Here is a 17,942-nt window from a genome sequence, read left to right on the forward strand (position 1 = left end):
GTTTAGAGGTATTGAGGCGATTGCGAAAGGTGGTGCGCCGCACGCATCAGAGCCGTGTCCACCCATCCGGGATGAGATCCGGGTTGGATAGTTTGGGATCGTTAAACCAGTTTTTTGGCGCGACGACGATCTTGTCAGGGTTCGGGTTCAACCACGCGCCCCACCATGAAAAGGTCGAGTTGGCGATGACATTATGCGCGCAAAGCGATTGCAGATGCATGTCAAAGTGACCGGTTTTTTCATCGTTGATGTCCACCACCACGGTCTCTTGCCCCAGGTCCAGATTGTCGCGCGCCCAGCCGGGATCATTGGAAAACACGAAACAGGTAAGGTCTGCATCCAACCTGCTGTGCAGTGTTGACACAGCCGTGCGATAATACTCCGGTGTGCAGGACGCAAAGCTGCCCGAGGCAAGATAGTCACCCCGCCGCACATGGACGGCCACAGACACGTTTGCATCAGAAATCCTCGCGGCCATATCCGCATTCGATTGGTCAAGCTCGGTGGTGAAAACCAAATCCCTGCGCAATTGCGCAATATCCGACCCAAAATAGTTTTGCGATTGCCAATAACCGTGAAGGTAAATGTTTGGCCTCTGTGAGAAGAATCCTGAGTTGAAACCCAAACCGCGTTCGCGCACGAACCGAGGATTTTGACCAAAGGCACGCCAAAGATTGTAACGCAGCAGGCCATCGGACTTGGCGGGTGGAAGATCCGTTGCAATTTCAAACCGCGTGTTCCTAAAATGCGCAAAACAGTCGCCGCGATCCACGTTTCCTTCGCTGTAGCGCATATCCAGTTCCAGGGCACATCCCAATTTGTCCGCCAGGGCGCGTCCCGCCGCATATTGGAACAACCGATTGCCAGCGCCACCAAAAAGCCTCGAAACGATACGATCAGCCATTTGGGCCTCTTGCGATATTGCTCAGTTCATCTATCAATGCGGCCCAGGTTCCACGCAGATAGGCAAACCGTCGCGCCCTGTGCAGCGGCGAAAACACCACGGTCGGTGAGGCCGCTCGCATGATCGCGCGCGCCAGTGCACGCAGTACCGCGAAAGGCAGCTTGTGTTTGCGCATGGTATAAAGCCGCGAATACCCGGTATGCCAGGCTTTGAACGCCTCGCCTGCAAGACGCGGGCCAGACGACGCCGCGCCTCCGACATGGTTGACCCGTGCTGCGTGCGAGACCATGAGCCGACCGCCTGCAAGACGCAATCGCGCGCCCAGATCATCGTCTTCGAAAAACAGAAAAATGTTGGGGTCAAATCCTTTGACCTCGCGAAACGCATCGATCCGTATCATCACAGCAGCGCCATTTAGTGTGTAAATGTCCTTATCCTGGTCGGGGATGTCACCGGAAATGTATTCGGATTTGGGGATCAGGTCACTCTTGCGCTTGATCGCCGGTTGCCCATCACGCCCAATCAGAACCGGATTGATCGCCACGGCGTCCGGATGTGTCTCAGCCGTTTCTATCAGAGCATCCATCGTGCCCTCTTCCAAAGCAGCATCCGGGTTGAGGAACAAGACAAAGGGTGTTTGAACTTCTTCCGCACCACGATTGCAGGCGCGCCCAAAACCGAGGTTTTCCGCGTTTTCAATCAACTGCGCGCCATGATTTCTAGCCACAAGGCGGGTTGCGGCAATATCTGAAGAGCCATTGTCAACCACGATCACCGGAACTTTCTCCGGGCACGACGCCAGCATGTTTTCCAAAACGTCAGAGCTGTTGAAGCTGACGGTGACGATGCTGATCCGGTCATGGGTCATGGCGTGTCGACACCGCTTGGCGCAGAGCTGCTTTGCGAAAATTTTGCAACTGCACGACGATACGAAAAACGCGCGATTTCCCGGTGCAGTCTCTCCCCCAATGACTTGCGGCTGTTTTGGATGGTTGAGCCATCAAGCTGTTCTGAAATTGTGCGGATGCCCGATGGATATATGACCCCGGGCCGGAATCCAGTATACCAATGGCTTTGCACGAATGTATCGACCGGTCTGTCAAAGGTTCTGGATGCACCAAGAAGACGCTCTGCCGCGGCGCGACTGATCAATTGTGCCGACGCGCGAACGGGCGTCACATTGGGCAGTGTGAGTGAACAGCTGCCGATCTGGTCGATCAGCTGTGACGAGCCCTTTGCAGGACGGTTCTGAAGCTGAACATATCCCAGACGGGATACATGTAGCTGCGCAAGCTTTTGGGCATGGGCAAAGATATCGACCTCGACAGACACGTCATCTTCCAAAACAAGCCCCGCAGCCAGATCACGGCGCACAATCTCAGCCCAGATTTGCCTGTGTGACAGGAAACAACCAATCTCCCCGGTTTTTAGAGCGAAAGGATAGGGTGGCTCAAAGATGTCTGCCTCGAGCGCGTCGTCCACATCCGCATGTGACAACGCGCTGCCATCCACAGCGGGCCAGATTTCTCCTTCAATCCCGCAGGTGTCCTTCGCATCCTGCAGCAGCCGCTGCGCATTCTCCCGCCGCGCCGTGGCACGGACAAGATGCAGCACAAAGGCGTGGGTGGTCATGAGATCACGCGCCCTCGGTCCAGCCGGAGACAGCCTTGACCTCTAGAAAATCTTCCAGCCCCCATTTGCCGCCTTCGCGCCCATTACCCGATTGCTTCATGCCGCCAAAGGGCGAACCAAGACCACGGCCCTGACCGTTCATCTCAACCATGCCAGAGCGCAATGCACGCGCAGCTCGATTGGCACGAGCCGGATCCGTGGTCTGCACGTAGTTGGTCAGCCCATAGGGCGTGTCATTGGCAAGCTGCAAGCCTTCTTCTTCGGTCTCAAAGGGAATGATCGACAGGACAGGTCCAAAGATCTCTTCGCGCGCGATGGTCATGTCGTTGGTCACATCCGCAAACACGGTGGGTTTGACAAAGAATCCACGGTTTAGCCCATCAGGCCGGCCAGTGCCCCCGGCAACCAGACGCGCGCCTTCGTCGATGCCTTTCTGTATGAGGTCCTGAATCTTGTTGAACTGCACCTCATTGACCACCGGTCCGATATGGCGACCTTCTTCAGAGGCCGGACCAACAGTGACCTTAGCCGCCAAGTCGGCTGCAGTTTCGACAGCTTCGTCATAAACATCGCGCTGCACCAGCATGCGTGTGGGAGCGTTGCACGACTGACCTGTGTTGTTCATGCAATGCAGAACACCGCGTTTGACGGCCTTTTCGTCCGCATCTGCGAAGATCAAGTTTGCTCCTTTGCCGCCCAATTCAAGGCTGACCCTCTTAAGCGTGTCAGCGGCGTTTTTGGAAATCAACTTGCCCGCACGGCTGGATCCGGTGAAAGAGACCATGTCCACATCCGGATGCCCGGTCAGCGCCGTGCCCGCGCCTGCTCCGTCGCCATTGATGAGGTTGAACACACCGGGCGGCAGACCGGCCTCATCCACCATCTCGGCAAAAAGCATAGCTGAGAGCGGAGATTCTTCTGACGGTTTTAGCACCATGGTGCAGCCCGCGATAAGACCTGCAATCACCTTCAGAGAAATCTGGTTCATCGGCCAATTCCAGGGTGTGATCATTGAAACGACCCCCACAGCCTCGTGAATGATCCGGTCGTTTGGCGCGTGGTCTCCCAAAGGCTCGATCCAGTCGAACTCGCCTGCCGCCTTGATCAATGCACTCATATGCCACGTGCCCGCACCGACCTGTTGACTGCGCGCCATGTCGATGGGCGCGCCCATCTCCAGACTGATCGCCTGAGCCATCTCCTCGCCACGTGCCTCGTAAATATCGCGAAGCTTTTCGACGTAGCCCACACGCTCTGTCACCGGGGTTTGCATCCAGGACGCAAAGGCTGTCTTTGCCGCTGCTACAGCGGCATCCGTGTCGGTCTGACCGGCCATGGAAATGACCGCACAGGGTTCTTCATTCGTTGGGTTGATCACCTGATGATCCGTGCCCGAGACCGGATCCACCCACGCGCCATCAATGTAGAATTGTCTTTTCTCGATCATCTCACACTCCTGTTGTCCGGGGGACGTCGCGCCGAAGGCTGGACCATTTTTGCGCACCTAACCACTGGTGGCAAAGCTCTGCAAGTGCGCGGGTGTCAAATTGATATTCAAGGCGTATGCTGGCGCGACCGAATCCCCGACTGCCAAAGGAGAGTAAAGCCATGGCTCTGCGCATCAATGACACCATCCCCAACCTCAACGTCACTACCGATCAGGGCAGTTTTGACCTGCATGACTGGATCGGCGACAGCTGGGCCATCCTGTTTTCTCACCCCAAGGATTTCACACCCGTATGCACCACCGAATTCGGTGCCGTGGCCCGGTTGACCGACGAATGGGAGAAACGTGGCACCAAGGTTATTGGCGTGAGCGTCGATGGCGTCGAAGACCACAAGAAATGGAAAGGCGACATCGAAAAAGCCGGTGGAGCACATCCCGGCTTCCCGATCATTGCCGATGACGGGTTGGAGATTTCCAAAGCCTTCGACATGCTGCCTGCCGAGGCTTATCTGCCCGATGGTCGCACCCCGGCCGACAGCGCTACGGTGCGCTCGGTCTTTATCATCGGACCCGACAAACAGCTCAAGCTGACCATGACTTACCCCATGACCGTGGGACGTAATTTTGGCGAAGTCATGCGCGCGCTTGACGCCTTGCAGACAACGGTAAACCACGGCGTCGCAACCCCCGCTGACTGGACCGTGGGGCAGGACGTGGTGATCCCCCCCACCGTGAGCAATGAAGACGCGGCAGCGAAGTTTGGAGAGTATGACGCGGTTCTGCCGTATCTGCGTATGACCAAACTCCCCAGCTGATCAAAACGGGTCAGGGCGAGGGGCCAGCCCCTCGCGCTCCCCGGGATATTTTCAGCAAAAAGAAAGGCCCGCACCTGAGATGGACAGGGCCTGTTTTTTTGCCTATCGCTCAATGCCATGACACCTCGAACTGCATTTTACATCGGTGGCCAGTCCGTGCCACCCGGCACGCGCAAAACCATAGATGTGCCGGTCAGCACCCTATCCGATCACACCCCGGTCAATCTGGCGGTGCATGTCATCCACGGGCGTCGGCCCGGCCCGGTTCTGTTTGTTTCTGCAGCAGTCCATGGCGACGAGGTAATCGGTGTCGAGATTGTGCGCAGGCTTCTAAAGGCGCGGATGCTCGACCGGCTCGCTGGAACGTTGCTGGCCGTGCCCATTGTGAACAGCTTTGGATTTCATAACCATTCGCGATACCTACCAGACCGGCGCGATTTGAACCGGTGCTTTCCCGGCGGCGCTCAAGGCTCAATGGCCTCTCGTCTGGCGCATATTTTCATGGAAGAGATCGTGCGCCGATCCGATGTCGGCATTGACCTGCACTCCGCCGCGATCCACCGGATCAACCTGCCGCAAATTCGTTTGACCCCGGACAATGAACGTCTACGCCATCTGGGCGAAGTCTTTGGCGCCCCAGTGATGATGCAATCCAAGCTCCGCGAAGGCAGCCTGCGCATAGCCGCAGAAGAAGAAGGTGTTGATGTCCTTCTCTATGAAGGGGGCGAGGGACTGCGCTTTGACGAATTAACCGTGCGCGCCGGGGTCAGCGGCTGTCTTCGGGTGATGCATGCGCTGGGCATGATTGGGGTCAAAGGCGTGCCCAAGGTCAAATCCAAACCTGTGCAGGCCGCCACATCGCGGTGGTATCGCGCGCCGGTCGGCGGCGTGTTTCGCGCCTATGTCACCATTGGTGACACAGTCGAACCCGGCACCGTGCTGGGTGTGGTGTCCGATCCCATGGGCGAGACCGATTGCGAAGTCCACTGTGAAGAACAAGGCATCGTCATTGGTCGCTCAAACATGCCAGCGGTCTACGAAGGTGAGGCGTTGTTCCACATCGCCGAAACACCCAAGGCCGAGGCAGCGGCAGAAGGCGTCGCCGCGCATCTAGAGGCAGCCCCGCTTTATGATGAAGACGAAATACTCTGAACCACATGATGGGCCTGCCAGGATGCGATGGCAGGCCCAGGTTTTGGAGGGCGTGGCTTAGGCCTCACCATCCAAAACACCTGACCGGAAGACGATTCCAGCCAGAACGCCACCGATGATCGGGGCGATGATGAAAAGCCAGACCTGGCTCAGGGCTGTTGCGCCGGCAAACAGGGCTGGTCCAAAAGAGCGTGCCGGATTGACCGAGACGCCGGTGATGTTGATCCCGACCAAGTGAATGACAACAAGCGTCAGACCAATGGCGAGCCCGGCCATCGCCGAAGGTGCACCTGCTCCTGTGGTGCCCAAAATGACGACAACGAAAAGGAATGTTGCGACCACTTCAAAGAGGAACGCGGCCATCATCGTGTATTCGCCCAGGTATCCCGCGCCCCATCCATTCTGCCCCAGGCCGTTCTCGGCAACCGAATAATCCGCCTTGCCGCTGGCAATCGCCAAGAGAACCAGAGCGGCAACAATGGCCCCGGCCACTTGCGCGAAGATGTAGCCAATGGCCACGCCCATCTCCATCCGGCCTGCCGCAACTGCGCCCAGCGAAACCGCCGGGTTGATATGACAGCCCGAAACAGGGCCGATTCCGTAGGCCATGCCGATCAAGGCCAGACCAAAGGCAAAACTGATGCCTGTGAGGCCGATATCAGCCCCGGCGATCACCGCAGCGCCGCATCCAAACAGCACCAGTGTGAATGTGCCGATAAACTCGGCCACAAGTTTGTTCATGGGTGTCCCTCCCGTTACGCAATCCGCCGCGAGCTGCGGCGTGTTCTGGGAACGACTATCGGTGCCGCCTTCGAGTGCGTAACGGGGAAATTGACGGGGTTTCGCACCCGCGGCGGGCTTAGCGGGTATGTTCGCTGTTCTGCGGTAGCAAGAAAATTGAGACCACAAGCAAACCAAACACCAGCTCGTAAACCTCCCACTTGCGATCCACGTCAATGATGGCAATCACCAGGCTGGCCAACACCGCCAGTATCGCGTGCCGCAGCCCGGGAACCGGAAGAGCAATGCGATTGACGAAATTCGTCACCCACCTGATGCGCGGATAAAGAAGAGGTAAAACAACGAGGTACAGCAAAATGGTCGCGGTCAGAACTGGGCCAAACAGATGCTTGGTCATCGCCACACCACCGATTTCAATATTGTGCAAGGTGGTCTCATCCTGCCGGTTGATGGCTTTCATGGCCTCGCTGGTTTCCCAGCCGAAAATGCGCTGGCCCCAGGAGATTTCTTCACCTGCCCCAAAGAAAAACGCCAAGGCGTAGAAAAAGGTAAGCCCCACTGCCAGCTTCGTCGCCTTTCCTCGAAGCGCAAACCCGTTGCGCAGCAAAATCAGACACGCCACGAACAGACAGATCGCCGTGCCGTATTCCACCAGCCCGTCCTCAGCCGCAAAGCGCAGCGAAAAGTAATCCGTGCTGATAAAGTAAATCGCAACGGTGAGCACCAGCACGAGGCCGATGAGCGCCATAAGGCCTTGATCAATTCGCTGAAGCGCAGGCATGGGGGATCCGCTCTGGAAATTCCTGTTCCCGCTCAGATAGGCGAGGCAAGCCGCTGCATCAAGGAAATTGCGCGCTGCTTGGCAAGGAAATACCCATCCCATTGCCATTTCCGAATCGCACCAGACCATGCTAAGTCTTGTGGTATGGAGCAGATAAAACCCCATATAGGCGATAACCGTCCTCAAATCCGACAGTTGGATGAGTCCGCGATCAACCGGATTGCCGCCGGTGAAGTGGTTGAGCGCCCGGCCTCTGCGGTCAAGGAACTTGTTGAAAACGCTCTGGATGCGGGTGCGGGTCGTATCTCAGTTGATATCGCGGACGGTGGGAAAACTCTTATTCGTGTGAGCGATGACGGTTGTGGCATGACCGCAGACGACTTGCCGCTGGCGTTGAGCCGTCATGCCACATCGAAAATCGACGGCTCCGATCTGCTGAATATCCAAAGCTTTGGTTTTCGCGGAGAGGCCCTGCCGTCGCTGGGGGCCGTTGGGCGGTTGACCATTGCATCGCGAGCAGAAGATGCAGAGGCAGCTGAGATCACCGTCGCTGGCGGTGGCATGACTGCGGTTAAGCCCACTGCTCTTAACCAGGGTACCGTCGTGACCCTGCGCGATCTCTTTTACGCCACACCCGCGCGGCTCAAATTCATGCGCACCGACCGGGCCGAGGCGCAGGCGGTCACGGATGTGATCAAACGTCTGGCCATGGCTGAGCCGTTTGTGGCCTTTACCCTGCGTGATGTCTCGGAGGGTCGGGACCCCCGGACCGTGTTTCGCGCAGATGCAGAAACCGGCGATTTGTTCGAGGCCTTGCACGGACGGCTGTCACAGGTTTTGGGCCGCGAGTTCGCCGAAAACGCTCTGCGCATCGAGGCCACGCGCGATGGCCTGCACATGACGGGCTATGCCGCTTTGCCCACCTATTCGCGCGGCGCGGCGGTTGCGCAGTACATGTTCGTCAATGGCCGCCCCGTGCGGGACAAGATGCTCTATGGCGCCTTGCGCGCGGCCTATATGGACGTGCTCAGCCGTGACAGGCACCCTGTGGCGGCACTCTTTATCGACTGTGACCCGACCTTGGTGGATGTGAATGTGCATCCCGCCAAATCCGAGGTGCGCTTTCGCGATCCGGGACTGGCGCGGGGGCTGATCGTCTCGGGCCTGCGCCATGCCTTGGCCGAGGCTGGGCATCGCGCGTCATCCACCGTGGCAGAGGCCGCGATGGGGGCGATGCAACCTGAACCCGCCGGCGCAAGGGTCTACCAGATGGACCGCCCCGGACCGGCCGCACGCGCCGCCAGTTATCAAGCGCAAGCACCACAACAGGCCCCCGGTTTTGCCGAAATGCAAACAGACTACTCCGCGCGGGTCGAGCCGGTCGTGATGGAAGCGCCTCAAGACCCGCAACATATCTCTCCGCAATCGCTCCCCCTTGGTGCGGCCCGCGCGCAAGTGCATGAGAACTACATCATCGCTCAAACTGAAACCGGCATGGTCATCGTAGATCAGCACGCGGCGCACGAACGTTTGGTTTATGAAAAGCTCAAACACCAGATGGCCAAGAATGGCGTGGCGACACAGGCATTGCTCATCCCAGAGATTGTCGAATTGAACACCGATGAGGCCGCGACACTCCTTGATCTGGCCGACGATCTGGAGCGCTTTGGTCTCATCATCGAAGCCTTTGGGCCGGGCAGCATCGCGGTGCGCGAAACCCCCGCCATTCTTGGCACCTGTGAAGCCGAAGCCATATTGCGCGACATCCTTGACGAGATCACTGATACCGGCGGCAGTGAGGCGCTCAAAACCCGCATTGATGCCATCCTCAGCCGCGTGGCCTGTCACGGCTCGGTCCGCTCCGGCCGGCGCATGCAGGCCGACGAGATGAACGCCCTTCTGCGCGAGATGGAGGCCACACCCCATTCCGGGCAATGTAACCATGGCCGCCCCACATATATCGAGCTGAAACTCAGCGACATTGAACGCCTGTTTGGACGCACATGATCACCATCGACGGCACTCCTTATGCTTTAAACGATCCGCTCGTCCTGGCTGCTCTGGGGGGTCTGGCCGTGGTGCTCTTGATGCTCATTCTTCTATTCCTGTCGGCCCGCGCAGCCGGACGATCGGCCCGCGCTATGGCTCCACTGGCGATGCAGATGGGCCAACTCGGCCAGCGCGTCCAAGGCCTCGGCGACGGGCAGGAACGTCTCGCCGGGGGGCTGCATCACGTCTCTGAGGCGCAGGCCCAAAGCCAGACGGCCATGCTGCAACTGATGGAAAAACGCCTCTCTGAGGTTTCGGGTCAGATGAACGAAAACCTGCAAGGCTCCGCCCGTCGCACGGCACAGACGCTGGGCGAGTTGCAACAGCGCCTCAAGGCCATCGACAAAGCGCAGGACAACATCACCAAGCTCTCGGGCGATGTGCTGACGTTGCAGGACATCTTGTCGAACAAACAAACGCGCGGCGCGTTCGGGGAAATCCAACTCACCGATATTGTGTCCAAGGCCCTGCCCAAGGACAGCTACACGCTGCAGGCCACGCTTTCCAACGGCAAGCGGGCCGACTGCCTCATCCATCTGCCCAATCCCCCCGGGCCAATCTGTGTCGACAGCAAGTTCCCCCTAGAAGCCTATGAGGCGCTGCGCAATGCCACCAATGACTGGGAGGTCAACGAGGCCGCCAAGTTCCTGCGCACCTCCGTCAAAAAGCACATCAAGGACATCTCCGAGAAATACATCCTCGATGGCGAAACCGCCGATGGCGCGCTGATGTTCCTACCCTCCGAGGCGGTCTATGCCGAACTGCACGCCAATTTCCCCGATCTTGTGCGCGAAGGGTTCTCTGCACGCGTCTGGATCGTCTCGCCCACCACATGCATGGCCACGCTCAACACCATGCGCGCCATCCTCAAAGACGCCCGCATGCGCGAACAGGCAGGGGCCATCCGCCGTGAACTGGGCCTGCTCTTTGCGGATGTCGAACGACTGGGCACGCGGGTGGAAAACCTGGACCGGCATTTCGGGCAGGCGGCCAAGGACATCTCGGACATCAAGATTTCGGCCGACAAGGCCGGACGCCGCGCCCGCCGCTTGGATAACTTTGATTTTGAGGAACTGGCCCCGGACACCGATGAAACGGTGGTCAAACTCACCAAAGACAGCTGATCTTGCGAATCTCGTCCTGACCGCCTAGATAAACGGTGAGAGGTTGGCGCGGGCGAGCGCCTCGCCAACCCGGTCAGGTCCGGAAGGAAGCAGCCGTAACGAGCCCCGCTTGGGTCGTTGTCCAGCCTCTCACCTCTCACGACTTTGATGCACGCCGTAGGGCGGGGTTTCACCCCGCCATGTGAAACGCCCAATAGCCGGGGTGAACCCCGGCCTACATCCAAATCACAAACCTTACCAATGCATTAAAGCGTTTCGCGCGCGAAACATTTGAGTCAGGCTAACGCCTATTCCGCCGCGTGGCTAACCGACTTATTGGGTATCAATGGCTGCGTTGCGGTGTTGACTGCAAGCCGGTTCAATTCAATCGTGAACGTGGTCTCGACACCCACCTCACTTTTGTAGTCAATCGTTCCACCATGGGCTTCCAGGATCTTTTTGGAGATGCTCATGCCAAGGCCAGTGCCGCCATGGTCGCGTTTGTCGGGGCAGGCGACCTGTTGGAAAGGAGCAAAAACGATGTTCTTGGAATTCACCGGAATACCAACGCCTGTGTCGCGGATCAGAATTTTCGCCTTCGACCCGGATGTTTCGACATACACATTCACCACACCACCATCTTGAGAAAACTTGATGGCGTTTGACAGTACGTTGGACATCACCTGCATCAGGCGTCGTGTGTCACCCTCCACCTGCACCAGTTCATCCGGAGTGTGCGCGGCGATGGTGATGTCCCGATCCCCACCAAGGGCGCGGTGTTCCGCGACCGCAGTGCGCACAAACTGAGCAAGATCAATGGTCGAAAGGTCGAGCGCCACCTCCCCGGATTTTAACGCCTGGAAATCCAGAAGATCGTTGATCAGAACCGCAAGCCGATTGCCCCCTGCTTGGCCAAGCTTGGCAATGGTTTTGAGCTCGTTCGGCAACCTCCCGAACTTATCATCGTTCAGCAAATCGAGCGAGGCCTTGACGGAAGTGAGGGGTGTCCGCAATTCGTGGCTGACGATTGCGATGAACTGAGACTGCACTTTGTACGCATCAGTGACGCGATCCCGTTCGATGCGCAGCTCCCGCAAATGCTTCAACCGTGCCATGTAGTTTTCAAGAAACTTCCGGGAACACTCGATCAGGAAATAGAGCACGAACAGGACAATGCCGAGCTGCTTCCAGAGATCGGAGTCCAGCGGCGGGCGCACGACCCAGATGTCATAGACCGGAATGAACACAAACGCTGCTGAATAGACGCAGAGACGGATAACTAGAATCCTAGGGATCTGGCAGGTGTTCATCGCAGAATAAAGTGCTGCGGCGAAGAGAAAGAACAAGGGGCCCATATGCAACGATGGGCCTTCGGCGAAGGCCATCAGGACAATATAGAGAACAATCGACATCGCACATAGTGCGGACGTGACGGACAGTTTGTTGAGATACCGTACCGCATCGCGCTTGTTTTTGCCGTCCCACGCCAGGACCCGTTTGGCGACGCAGTAATCCAGAGTTTCACAGATCTGACAAAAGGCGTAGCAAGCCAGTGCGGTTTGAATATTGATGTAGTAGGCCGCAAGAAGGGTCGCCCCGGCAAGGGTCGCCTGACGCTGCCAAAACAGCTCAAGACCCGATTGCGCAAAGTCCTTCAATTGCCGCTTGATTTGAATCATCGCAAGTCTCGGTGCCCTCTTGCAAAAGTGATCCGGACACACTGTCCTGCACGAGAAATCCACGGTCGTAGTCGCAAGGCGACATTGCGAAGCAAGACCCCATTTCCTAGGCATCAATTGAGCAAAAACAGGGCAAAACGATGGTTCTCGAGGGCCGTGCACCAGAGGCAAAGACCGGCGTGAGGCGGTGGTTTGAAGGGATCATGACGGAAAACGTGATTGCGTTGGGCCATCATATCGTAACGCTTGGGTGCGAATGACCTGTGGTCATTCATACGTCTCAGTACGCGTTAATTTCGGCAAGCCAAACCGCGAATTACGTTCAAAACTCAAATCTTACCAATGGGTTAAATCGTATCCCGCGCGGAAAACTTGCCCCTAAGCCCCCGCCAACGCCCAGTCCATCTGCTCGTCCGTCTCCACAGCACAAGGCCGCACAGCGCGCAGACGCCGCAGTGCCTCTTCCGCCACGTCGCCTGCCTCGACCATCAACCTCAGCGCGGCCATGCCCGACCGCCCACATCCGCCAAAGCAATGGATCAGTACCCGACCACCCCCCTGCAATGCTGACAGGGCCGTCTTGCTCGCCACGTGCCAATCGTCGATCTGTTTGGGGCGCGGTATGCTCAAATCCTCTACTGCAAAGTGGATCCAGCGCGTGCCGCTGTCCTGTATATCCATCCCCATATTGCCCAACCCATGGCTTACCTGCTCCGACGCCGTTGTCATCGTGATCACGAGCGCAGGCTTCCAGTCCTTGAGATGCGCCAGATCATCCGCCCATCGCCCACCACGTCCGGGCAAGGGCGCGATGCCCAGGATCCCACCCGCCACAGGCAACGCGTATATGACGAAATCTGACATCAAGTCTGACGTTCAAAGACGATTGGTCGAAAACGTATCGCAGCTGCGCATGTCGCCTGTCTGAAACCCCGTTGCAAACCAGCGCGAGCGTTGTTCAGATGTGCCATGGGTGAATGTATGCGGCTGCGGTACCTTGCCTGCACGTTTCTGCAGGTGGTCATCTCCGATCATACGCGCCGCATTGAGCGCCTCTTCCAGATCACCGGGCTCCATCAACCCCCCAACCGCTTTGGCCCAGATGCCGGACAGGCAATCCGCCTGCAACTCAAGCCGCACGGTTAGCGCATTGGCTTCGGTCTGGCCCGCCGCTTGCCGGGCGCGGTTCACCTCAGGCAGGATGCCAAGCTCATTTTGCACATGATGTGCCACCTCATGGGCAATCACATAAGCCGCGGCAAAATCGCCTGAGGCGCCCAGTTGCCGCGACATTGTCGTGAAAAACTCAGTGTCCAGATAAGCCTTGCGATCCGCAGGGCAATAGAATGGACCGGTTGCCCCAGACGCGCCGCCGCAAGGGCTTTGGGTGACACCCGAGTACAGCACCAGCGCCGGCGGGGTATAGTCACGCCCCACCTGAGCGGGAAAGATCTGCGACCAGACGTCTTCTGTCGTCGCCAGAACTTGCGAGGTAAATTCTGCCGCCCGCTCTTCTTCAGCGCTCAGCTGACGTGGTTCAGAGCTTTCTTGCTGCAAGCCTCCGTTTTGCAATAGCGGTGTAACATCGACACCGGCAAAATAAGCCACGGCCACAATCACCAACAACCCAATACCGCCGACACCAGCACCGCGTCGCGCTCCACCTGACCGTCTTCGATCTTCCACGTTGCGACTGCGCCTGATCCCTCGTAACCGCATTCCAACATCCCCCCTACAAATGCTGGGATCATTAAAACAGGTCAGAACGGACCTGCCTAGAGAAAGAAATCAGCCCTCGCAGCGGTGTCTTGGAGGCTGTACGCTGGCTGCATGGCAGAAGACAGTGAAACAGAAGAAAAGGCCAAGGTCCGCACGGAATGGGCTGCTGATCGTACGATCATGGCAAATGAACGGACGTTCAGTGCCTGGATGGGCACCGGCCTTGGCGCGGTTGGCGTGGCAATTGGTCTTAAGGCGGTCTTTGGTGCGTTCGAACCGACCTGGGCGGCCAAAATGGTGGCATCGCTGTTTTTGCTGATCGCCATCCTGATCTACTGGTCCGCACGCACTCAGGCCCGGAAAACCTTGATGCGGTTGAAGGAAAAAGACGCCGAACCGATGCCTGTTCGCAATTTCACGTTGCTTGCAACGGTGATGACCATCGCCACGCTCGCCACCGGGGCCATACTTTGGAGTCTTTGAAGGACTTCGACGGTGGACCATCATCGGCGCGCATTCTAGGCTGGCACTCGACCGAATCCGCTAAAGATACATCATGACCGAAACCCCCGACACCACCTATCAGGTTCTGGCCCGGAAATACCGGCCCGAAACCTTTGCCGATCTGGTGGGGCAGGACGCCATGGTGCGCACGTTGCGCAACGCGTTTGAGGCCGACCGTATCGCCCAGGCCTTTATCATGACGGGCATTCGCGGCACCGGCAAAACCACAACGGCGCGGATCATTGCCAAGGGGATGAACTGCATCGGGCCAGATGGGCAGGGCGGGCCAACGACGGATCCGTGTGGTCAGTGCGAGCATTGCACAGCGATCATGGAAGGGCGGCATGTCGATGTGCTGGAAATGGACGCCGCGAGCCGGACGGGTGTGAATGACATTCGCGAAATCATCGACAGCGTGCATTACCGCGCCGCCTCGGCACGCTACAAGATTTACATCATCGACGAAGTGCACATGCTCTCGACCAGCGCCTTCAACGCGCTTCTGAAGACGCTTGAAGAGCCGCCGGCGCATGTGAAATTCATCTTTGCGACCACAGAAATCCGCAAGGTTCCCGTTACGGTCCTGAGCCGCTGTCAGCGGTTCGATCTGCGCCGGATTGAACCGGAAGTGATGATCGCGCTTCTGCGTAAGATTGCTGATGCGGAAAAGGCGGAAATTGCCGAAGACGCGCTGGCTTTGATCACCCGCGCCGCCGAAGGCTCGGCCCGTGATGCCACCTCGCTTCTGGATCAGGCGATCAGCCACGGGGCAGGGGAAACCACTGCCACTCAAGTGCGGGCCATGTTGGGCCTCGCCGACCGTGGTCGGGTCATGGATCTGTTTGATCTGATTATGAAGGGTGATGCGGCGGGTGCTCTGACGGAGCTCTCCGCGCAATATGCCGAAGGTGCTGATCCCATGGCAGTGCTGCGTGACCTGGCCGAGATCACCCATTGGGTTAGCGTGGTCAAGATCACGCCTGAGGCGACCGAAGACCCGACCATCAACCCCGATGAACGCACGCGCGGCGCGGCGATGGCCGAAGCCTTGCCGATGCGGGTTCTGACGCGGATGTGGCAGATGCTGCTCAAGGCGCTGGAGGAAGTGGCCAGCGCGCCTAATTCCATGATGTCCGCAGAGATGGCGGTCATCCGCCTGACCCATGTGGCTGACCTGCCCAGCCCTGAAGAGCTTGTCCGCAAGCTGCGAGATGCGCCACCGACCGGTCCAGCACAGGGTGGTCCAAACGGCGGCGGTCATGCACGATCCTCTGCGCCCGTGGCAACCGCCTCAGCAAGTCCCACACCCGCGCCGCGGACCAATGCGCCAGTGAGCCAGAGCCAGCCGCAGCCTAGCGGAGCCACCACTGCGCTGGCCGCGCAGTCCGAGACGGCGCTGGCGCATTACCCGACATTTGAGCATGTGGTCGAGCTCATCCGCGCGCATCGTGATGTGAAACTGCTGGTCGAGGTGGAAACCTGCCTGCGCCTAGCGGCGTATCAGCCGGGGCGTATTGAATTTATGCCCACGGAGGCCGCGCCGAATGACTTTGCCCAGCGCCTTGGCGCGCGCCTGCAAAGCTGGACCGGCAATCGCTGGGCCGTTTCGATTGTCAATGAAGGCGGGGCTGAAACCATAGCTGAACGCCGCGATGCGGCGCAAAATGCGCTGGAGGCCGAAGCGCGCGAACATCCGATGGTGCAGGCTGTGTTCGCCGCCTTTCCCGAGGCCCGGATCGAGGCCATTCGCACGCCCGAAGACCTTGCCGCCGAAGCCGAGGTCGAGGCATTGCCGGAAGTGGATGAAGAATGGGACCCCTTCGAAGAGGATTGACCGCGGCGCTGGCTCTGATCTGCTTGCCTCTGCCCGCTTTTGCCGAAGTGTGCGACAAGGTCCGCCCCGGTTGGGATGGCATGCCTGTGAGCATGTGGCAGGAGGCACTCTGGCTCTTCGGTAGCCCGGCAGCGCTCTTCCTGCTCTTCTGTTCGGCCCTTGTTTTTCGCTTCAAGAACAGCTGGGGTGCTTTGGCGGTTTTTGTCGGTTGGAGCTTCCTTGTCGGGGCCTTCACATTCTGGGATCCAACAGGCGGCGTACGCGATGGTGCCATCGCCGAAGGATGCGTCGGCTCCCCAGCTGTTTTTGTCGTCGTTGTTTTGGTGATCTCCGTTGGGCTCTTGCTCTATACAGGAAAGCCCGACGCAGAGGACGAGAGCAGGCTAAATTAAAGCTGACGGGATTGAATGCGCCGCCCAATGCGTCCGGCGGTCAACCTGAGGCATCAGACAAAGGCCGGGCGCGCGCAACACTCACATAGTGCGCGGCGTTCGTCCAAAGGCTGTGAGGCAGGGTTTTGGCTCGAACGCTCTAACACCGTACAGGATCACCCCTCCGCCGGAGCCACCGCCCGCTGATAGAGATGCCACGTGGTGTGGCCAAGGATTGGAAGGGTAAAGATCAAGCCCAGAAACGCCGGAACCAATGACACCAGCATAGCAACTGCAATGATCGCCGCCCATGTGAGCATGACAGCCGGATTTTCCGTGACAACACGGATGGATGTTAACATGGCCGAGATGAAGTCAATGTCCCGGTCAAGGAGCATCGGCATTGCAACAGCAGTCACCGAAAACAGCACCGCCGACAGGGCTGCGCCGACGCAGGTGCCAATCGCAAGAAACGTCCAGCCTTCTGGCGTAAAGAAAACCGTATCCAAGAACCCGTCCAAATCCGAGAAGGACGAGTCCTGCAGGATAATGACCAGCAATGTTCGGAACTGATAAAACCACACCCAAAGAATGAACAGCGTGGCAAAGGCCATCCAACCCATCTCGCGATTGCGTTGATTGGCCATGACGGTGAGAATGTCCAGCCAGCCGAAGCTTTGCGCGTTCTGCAACCGGCGCGACATTTCATAGAGCCCAGCAGCGGCGAAGGGCGCTACCAGCGGAAAGCCGACCGCGGCGGGAACGATCATCCAGACCTTTCCAAGCCAGAGCAGACACCATACAAAAAAGAGACCGAAAACAGCATAAAACAAGCCGAAAAAGCCGCTCATAACAGGGCGCGCCAGAAAGTCGGACAACCCGGCCCTCAGCGACGCAGCGATATCGCCCGACGTGACCTTGTTGACTTTTGGCATGGACTGCGGGGGCGGCGTCAGGTCATCTGGTGGCGGAGAACCTGAGGTTTTCGATGTCATGACATAGTACTCCCAAGGCAAGGCATTGCGCGCATCCGTTTTGCCAACAGACCCAAACGTGAAACAGACATCCCTCCCGCACATGCAAGTCTGCATCAGGTCAATCATAAGGACAAGGGGGGCATGTAGTGACACGGCCCCCTTGGCGGGCTTTCGTCGGACGGACATCATCGGAAGAACGCACAGCGCGGTGAGTCTCAGGTTAATGTGCGACAC

Annotated in this window: 17 protein-coding genes and 1 other RNA gene; 8 read left to right on the plus strand and 10 right to left on the minus strand. The window is 58.3% G+C overall.

The window, feature by feature from the left end:
• Positions 1–46: 46 nt before the first annotated feature.
• The 4 genes from RZ517_RS03655 to RZ517_RS03670 are packed head-to-tail and all read right to left on the minus strand — an operon-like array spanning position 47 to position 3,983.
• A complete protein-coding gene (locus RZ517_RS03655; protein WP_338550119.1) occupies positions 47–904 on the minus strand; it encodes an alpha-1,2-fucosyltransferase in 858 nt (285 codons plus the stop codon).
• On the minus strand, positions 897–1,772 hold the full coding sequence (locus RZ517_RS03660; protein WP_338550120.1) for a glycosyltransferase family 2 protein: 876 nt from the start codon (positions 1,770–1,772) through the stop codon (positions 897–899). The genes RZ517_RS03655 and RZ517_RS03660 overlap by 8 nt, the downstream gene beginning before the upstream one ends.
• Complete coding sequence (locus RZ517_RS03665; RefSeq protein ID WP_338550121.1) at positions 1,769–2,536, minus strand: glycosyltransferase family 25 protein; 768 nt, start codon at positions 2,534–2,536, stop codon at positions 1,769–1,771. Before RZ517_RS03665 ends, RZ517_RS03660 begins: the two co-directional genes overlap by 4 nt.
• 4 nt (positions 2,537–2,540) lie before the next feature.
• On the minus strand, positions 2,541–3,983 hold the full coding sequence (locus RZ517_RS03670) for an aldehyde dehydrogenase family protein (protein WP_338550122.1): 1,443 nt from the start codon (positions 3,981–3,983) through the stop codon (positions 2,541–2,543).
• A 161-nt stretch (positions 3,984–4,144) separates the two neighbouring features.
• Here RZ517_RS03670 and RZ517_RS03675 point away from each other — a divergent pair, with 161 nt between their 5' ends.
• Both RZ517_RS03675 and RZ517_RS03680 read left to right on the plus strand, forming a co-directional pair.
• Complete coding sequence (locus tag RZ517_RS03675; protein ID WP_338550123.1) at positions 4,145–4,798, plus strand: peroxiredoxin; 654 nt, start codon at positions 4,145–4,147, stop codon at positions 4,796–4,798.
• Between the two features lie 117 nt (positions 4,799–4,915).
• Positions 4,916–5,950: a succinylglutamate desuccinylase/aspartoacylase family protein gene (locus tag RZ517_RS03680; RefSeq protein ID WP_338550124.1), complete on the plus strand. Its 1,035-nt coding sequence runs from the start codon at positions 4,916–4,918 to the stop codon at positions 5,948–5,950.
• Between the two features lie 57 nt (positions 5,951–6,007).
• On the opposite strand, the gene RZ517_RS03685 is transcribed toward RZ517_RS03680, so the two are convergent.
• Together RZ517_RS03685 and RZ517_RS03690 are read right to left on the minus strand one after the other, a co-directional pair.
• Positions 6,008–6,691 (minus strand): aquaporin, encoded by a 684-nt coding sequence (locus RZ517_RS03685; protein ID WP_338550125.1) that lies wholly within the window; start codon positions 6,689–6,691, stop codon positions 6,008–6,010.
• A 118-nt stretch (positions 6,692–6,809) separates the two neighbouring features.
• Positions 6,810–7,637 carry a hypothetical protein gene (locus RZ517_RS03690; RefSeq protein ID WP_338550126.1) on the minus strand — a complete coding sequence of 276 codons (828 nt, stop codon included), beginning with the start codon at positions 7,635–7,637 and terminating at the stop codon, positions 6,810–6,812.
• Here RZ517_RS03690 and mutL point away from each other — a divergent pair.
• From mutL to ffs, 3 genes are all read left to right on the plus strand, one after another.
• Entirely contained in the window at positions 7,617–9,479 is a 1,863-nt protein-coding gene (gene mutL, locus RZ517_RS03695) for a DNA mismatch repair endonuclease MutL (protein WP_338550128.1), read from the plus strand. The two genes, RZ517_RS03690 and mutL, sit on opposite strands and share 21 nt — an antisense overlap.
• A complete protein-coding gene (locus RZ517_RS03700; protein ID WP_338550129.1) occupies positions 9,476–10,645 on the plus strand; it encodes a DNA recombination protein RmuC in 1,170 nt (389 codons plus the stop codon). The genes mutL and RZ517_RS03700 overlap by 4 nt, the downstream gene beginning before the upstream one ends.
• A 36-nt stretch (positions 10,646–10,681) precedes the next feature.
• Positions 10,682–10,780: signal recognition particle sRNA small type (gene ffs, locus RZ517_RS03705), an RNA gene on the plus strand.
• 152 nt (positions 10,781–10,932) lie between these two features.
• On the opposite strand, the gene RZ517_RS03710 is transcribed toward ffs, so the two are convergent.
• From RZ517_RS03710 to RZ517_RS03720, 3 genes are all read right to left on the minus strand, one after another.
• Positions 10,933–12,303: a sensor histidine kinase gene (locus RZ517_RS03710; RefSeq protein WP_338550130.1), complete on the minus strand. Its 1,371-nt coding sequence runs from the start codon at positions 12,301–12,303 to the stop codon at positions 10,933–10,935.
• Positions 12,304–12,681: 378 nt separating this feature from the next.
• On the minus strand, positions 12,682–13,167 hold the full coding sequence (locus RZ517_RS03715) for a protein-tyrosine phosphatase family protein (RefSeq protein ID WP_338550131.1): 486 nt from the start codon (positions 13,165–13,167) through the stop codon (positions 12,682–12,684).
• A 12-nt stretch (positions 13,168–13,179) separates the two neighbouring features.
• A complete protein-coding gene (locus RZ517_RS03720) occupies positions 13,180–14,022 on the minus strand; it encodes a KPN_02809 family neutral zinc metallopeptidase (RefSeq protein ID WP_338550132.1) in 843 nt (280 codons plus the stop codon).
• Positions 14,023–14,133: 111 nt separating this feature from the next.
• Between RZ517_RS03720 and RZ517_RS03725 the strand changes: the two genes are divergently transcribed.
• The 3 genes from RZ517_RS03725 (at position 14,134) to RZ517_RS03735 (ending at position 16,752) form a co-directional block, all read left to right on the plus strand.
• Positions 14,134–14,505, plus strand: coding sequence for a YidH family protein (locus RZ517_RS03725; protein WP_338550133.1), 372 nt, complete (start codon positions 14,134–14,136; stop codon positions 14,503–14,505).
• A 73-nt stretch (positions 14,506–14,578) separates the two neighbouring features.
• Positions 14,579–16,360: a DNA polymerase III subunit gamma/tau gene (locus tag RZ517_RS03730; RefSeq protein WP_338550134.1), complete on the plus strand. Its 1,782-nt coding sequence runs from the start codon at positions 14,579–14,581 to the stop codon at positions 16,358–16,360.
• A complete protein-coding gene (locus RZ517_RS03735) occupies positions 16,336–16,752 on the plus strand; it encodes a hypothetical protein (RefSeq protein ID WP_338550135.1) in 417 nt (138 codons plus the stop codon). The genes RZ517_RS03730 and RZ517_RS03735 overlap by 25 nt, the downstream gene beginning before the upstream one ends.
• A gap of 155 nt (positions 16,753–16,907) precedes the next feature.
• Here the strand turns inward: RZ517_RS03735 and RZ517_RS03740 are convergent, their stop codons facing one another.
• A complete protein-coding gene (locus tag RZ517_RS03740; RefSeq protein ID WP_338550136.1) occupies positions 16,908–17,726 on the minus strand; it encodes a DUF2189 domain-containing protein in 819 nt (272 codons plus the stop codon).
• Positions 17,727–17,942: the final 216 nt, after the last annotated feature.

The sequence above is a fragment of the Roseovarius sp. S88 genome (genome assembly GCF_037023735.1).
Taxonomy (GTDB): Bacteria; Pseudomonadota; Alphaproteobacteria; order Rhodobacterales; family Rhodobacteraceae; genus Roseovarius; species Roseovarius phycicola.

Bases quoted from the DNA above. Each gene is read 5' to 3' on its own strand.
- RZ517_RS03720 (WP_338550132.1), bottom strand. From the start codon at position 14,022: ATGCGGTTACGAGGGATCAGGCGCAGTCGCAACGTGGAAGATCGAAGA.
- RZ517_RS03655 (WP_338550119.1), bottom strand. From the start codon at position 904: ATGGCTGATCGTATCGTTTCGAGGCTTTTTGGTGGCGCTGGCAATCGG.
- RZ517_RS03660 (WP_338550120.1), bottom strand. From the start codon at position 1,772: ATGACCCATGACCGGATCAGCATCGTCACCGTCAGCTTCAACAGCTCT.
- RZ517_RS03680 (WP_338550124.1), top strand. From the start codon at position 4,916: ATGACACCTCGAACTGCATTTTACATCGGTGGCCAGTCCGTGCCACCC.
- RZ517_RS03700 (WP_338550129.1), top strand. From the start codon at position 9,476: ATGATCACCATCGACGGCACTCCTTATGCTTTAAACGATCCGCTCGTC.
- RZ517_RS03725 (WP_338550133.1), top strand. From the start codon at position 14,134: ATGGCAGAAGACAGTGAAACAGAAGAAAAGGCCAAGGTCCGCACGGAA.
- mutL (WP_338550128.1), top strand. From the start codon at position 7,617: ATGGAGCAGATAAAACCCCATATAGGCGATAACCGTCCTCAAATCCGA.
- RZ517_RS03735 (WP_338550135.1), top strand. From the start codon at position 16,336: ATGGGACCCCTTCGAAGAGGATTGACCGCGGCGCTGGCTCTGATCTGC.
- RZ517_RS03685 (WP_338550125.1), bottom strand. From the start codon at position 6,691: ATGAACAAACTTGTGGCCGAGTTTATCGGCACATTCACACTGGTGCTG.
- RZ517_RS03740 (WP_338550136.1), bottom strand. From the start codon at position 17,726: ATGACATCGAAAACCTCAGGTTCTCCGCCACCAGATGACCTGACGCCG.
- RZ517_RS03665 (WP_338550121.1), bottom strand. From the start codon at position 2,536: ATGACCACCCACGCCTTTGTGCTGCATCTTGTCCGTGCCACGGCGCGG.
- RZ517_RS03690 (WP_338550126.1), bottom strand. From the start codon at position 7,637: ATGGGGTTTTATCTGCTCCATACCACAAGACTTAGCATGGTCTGGTGC.
- RZ517_RS03675 (WP_338550123.1), top strand. From the start codon at position 4,145: ATGGCTCTGCGCATCAATGACACCATCCCCAACCTCAACGTCACTACC.
- RZ517_RS03715 (WP_338550131.1), bottom strand. From the start codon at position 13,167: ATGTCAGATTTCGTCATATACGCGTTGCCTGTGGCGGGTGGGATCCTG.
- RZ517_RS03670 (WP_338550122.1), bottom strand. From the start codon at position 3,983: ATGATCGAGAAAAGACAATTCTACATTGATGGCGCGTGGGTGGATCCG.
- RZ517_RS03710 (WP_338550130.1), bottom strand. From the start codon at position 12,303: ATGATTCAAATCAAGCGGCAATTGAAGGACTTTGCGCAATCGGGTCTT.
- RZ517_RS03730 (WP_338550134.1), top strand. From the start codon at position 14,579: ATGACCGAAACCCCCGACACCACCTATCAGGTTCTGGCCCGGAAATAC.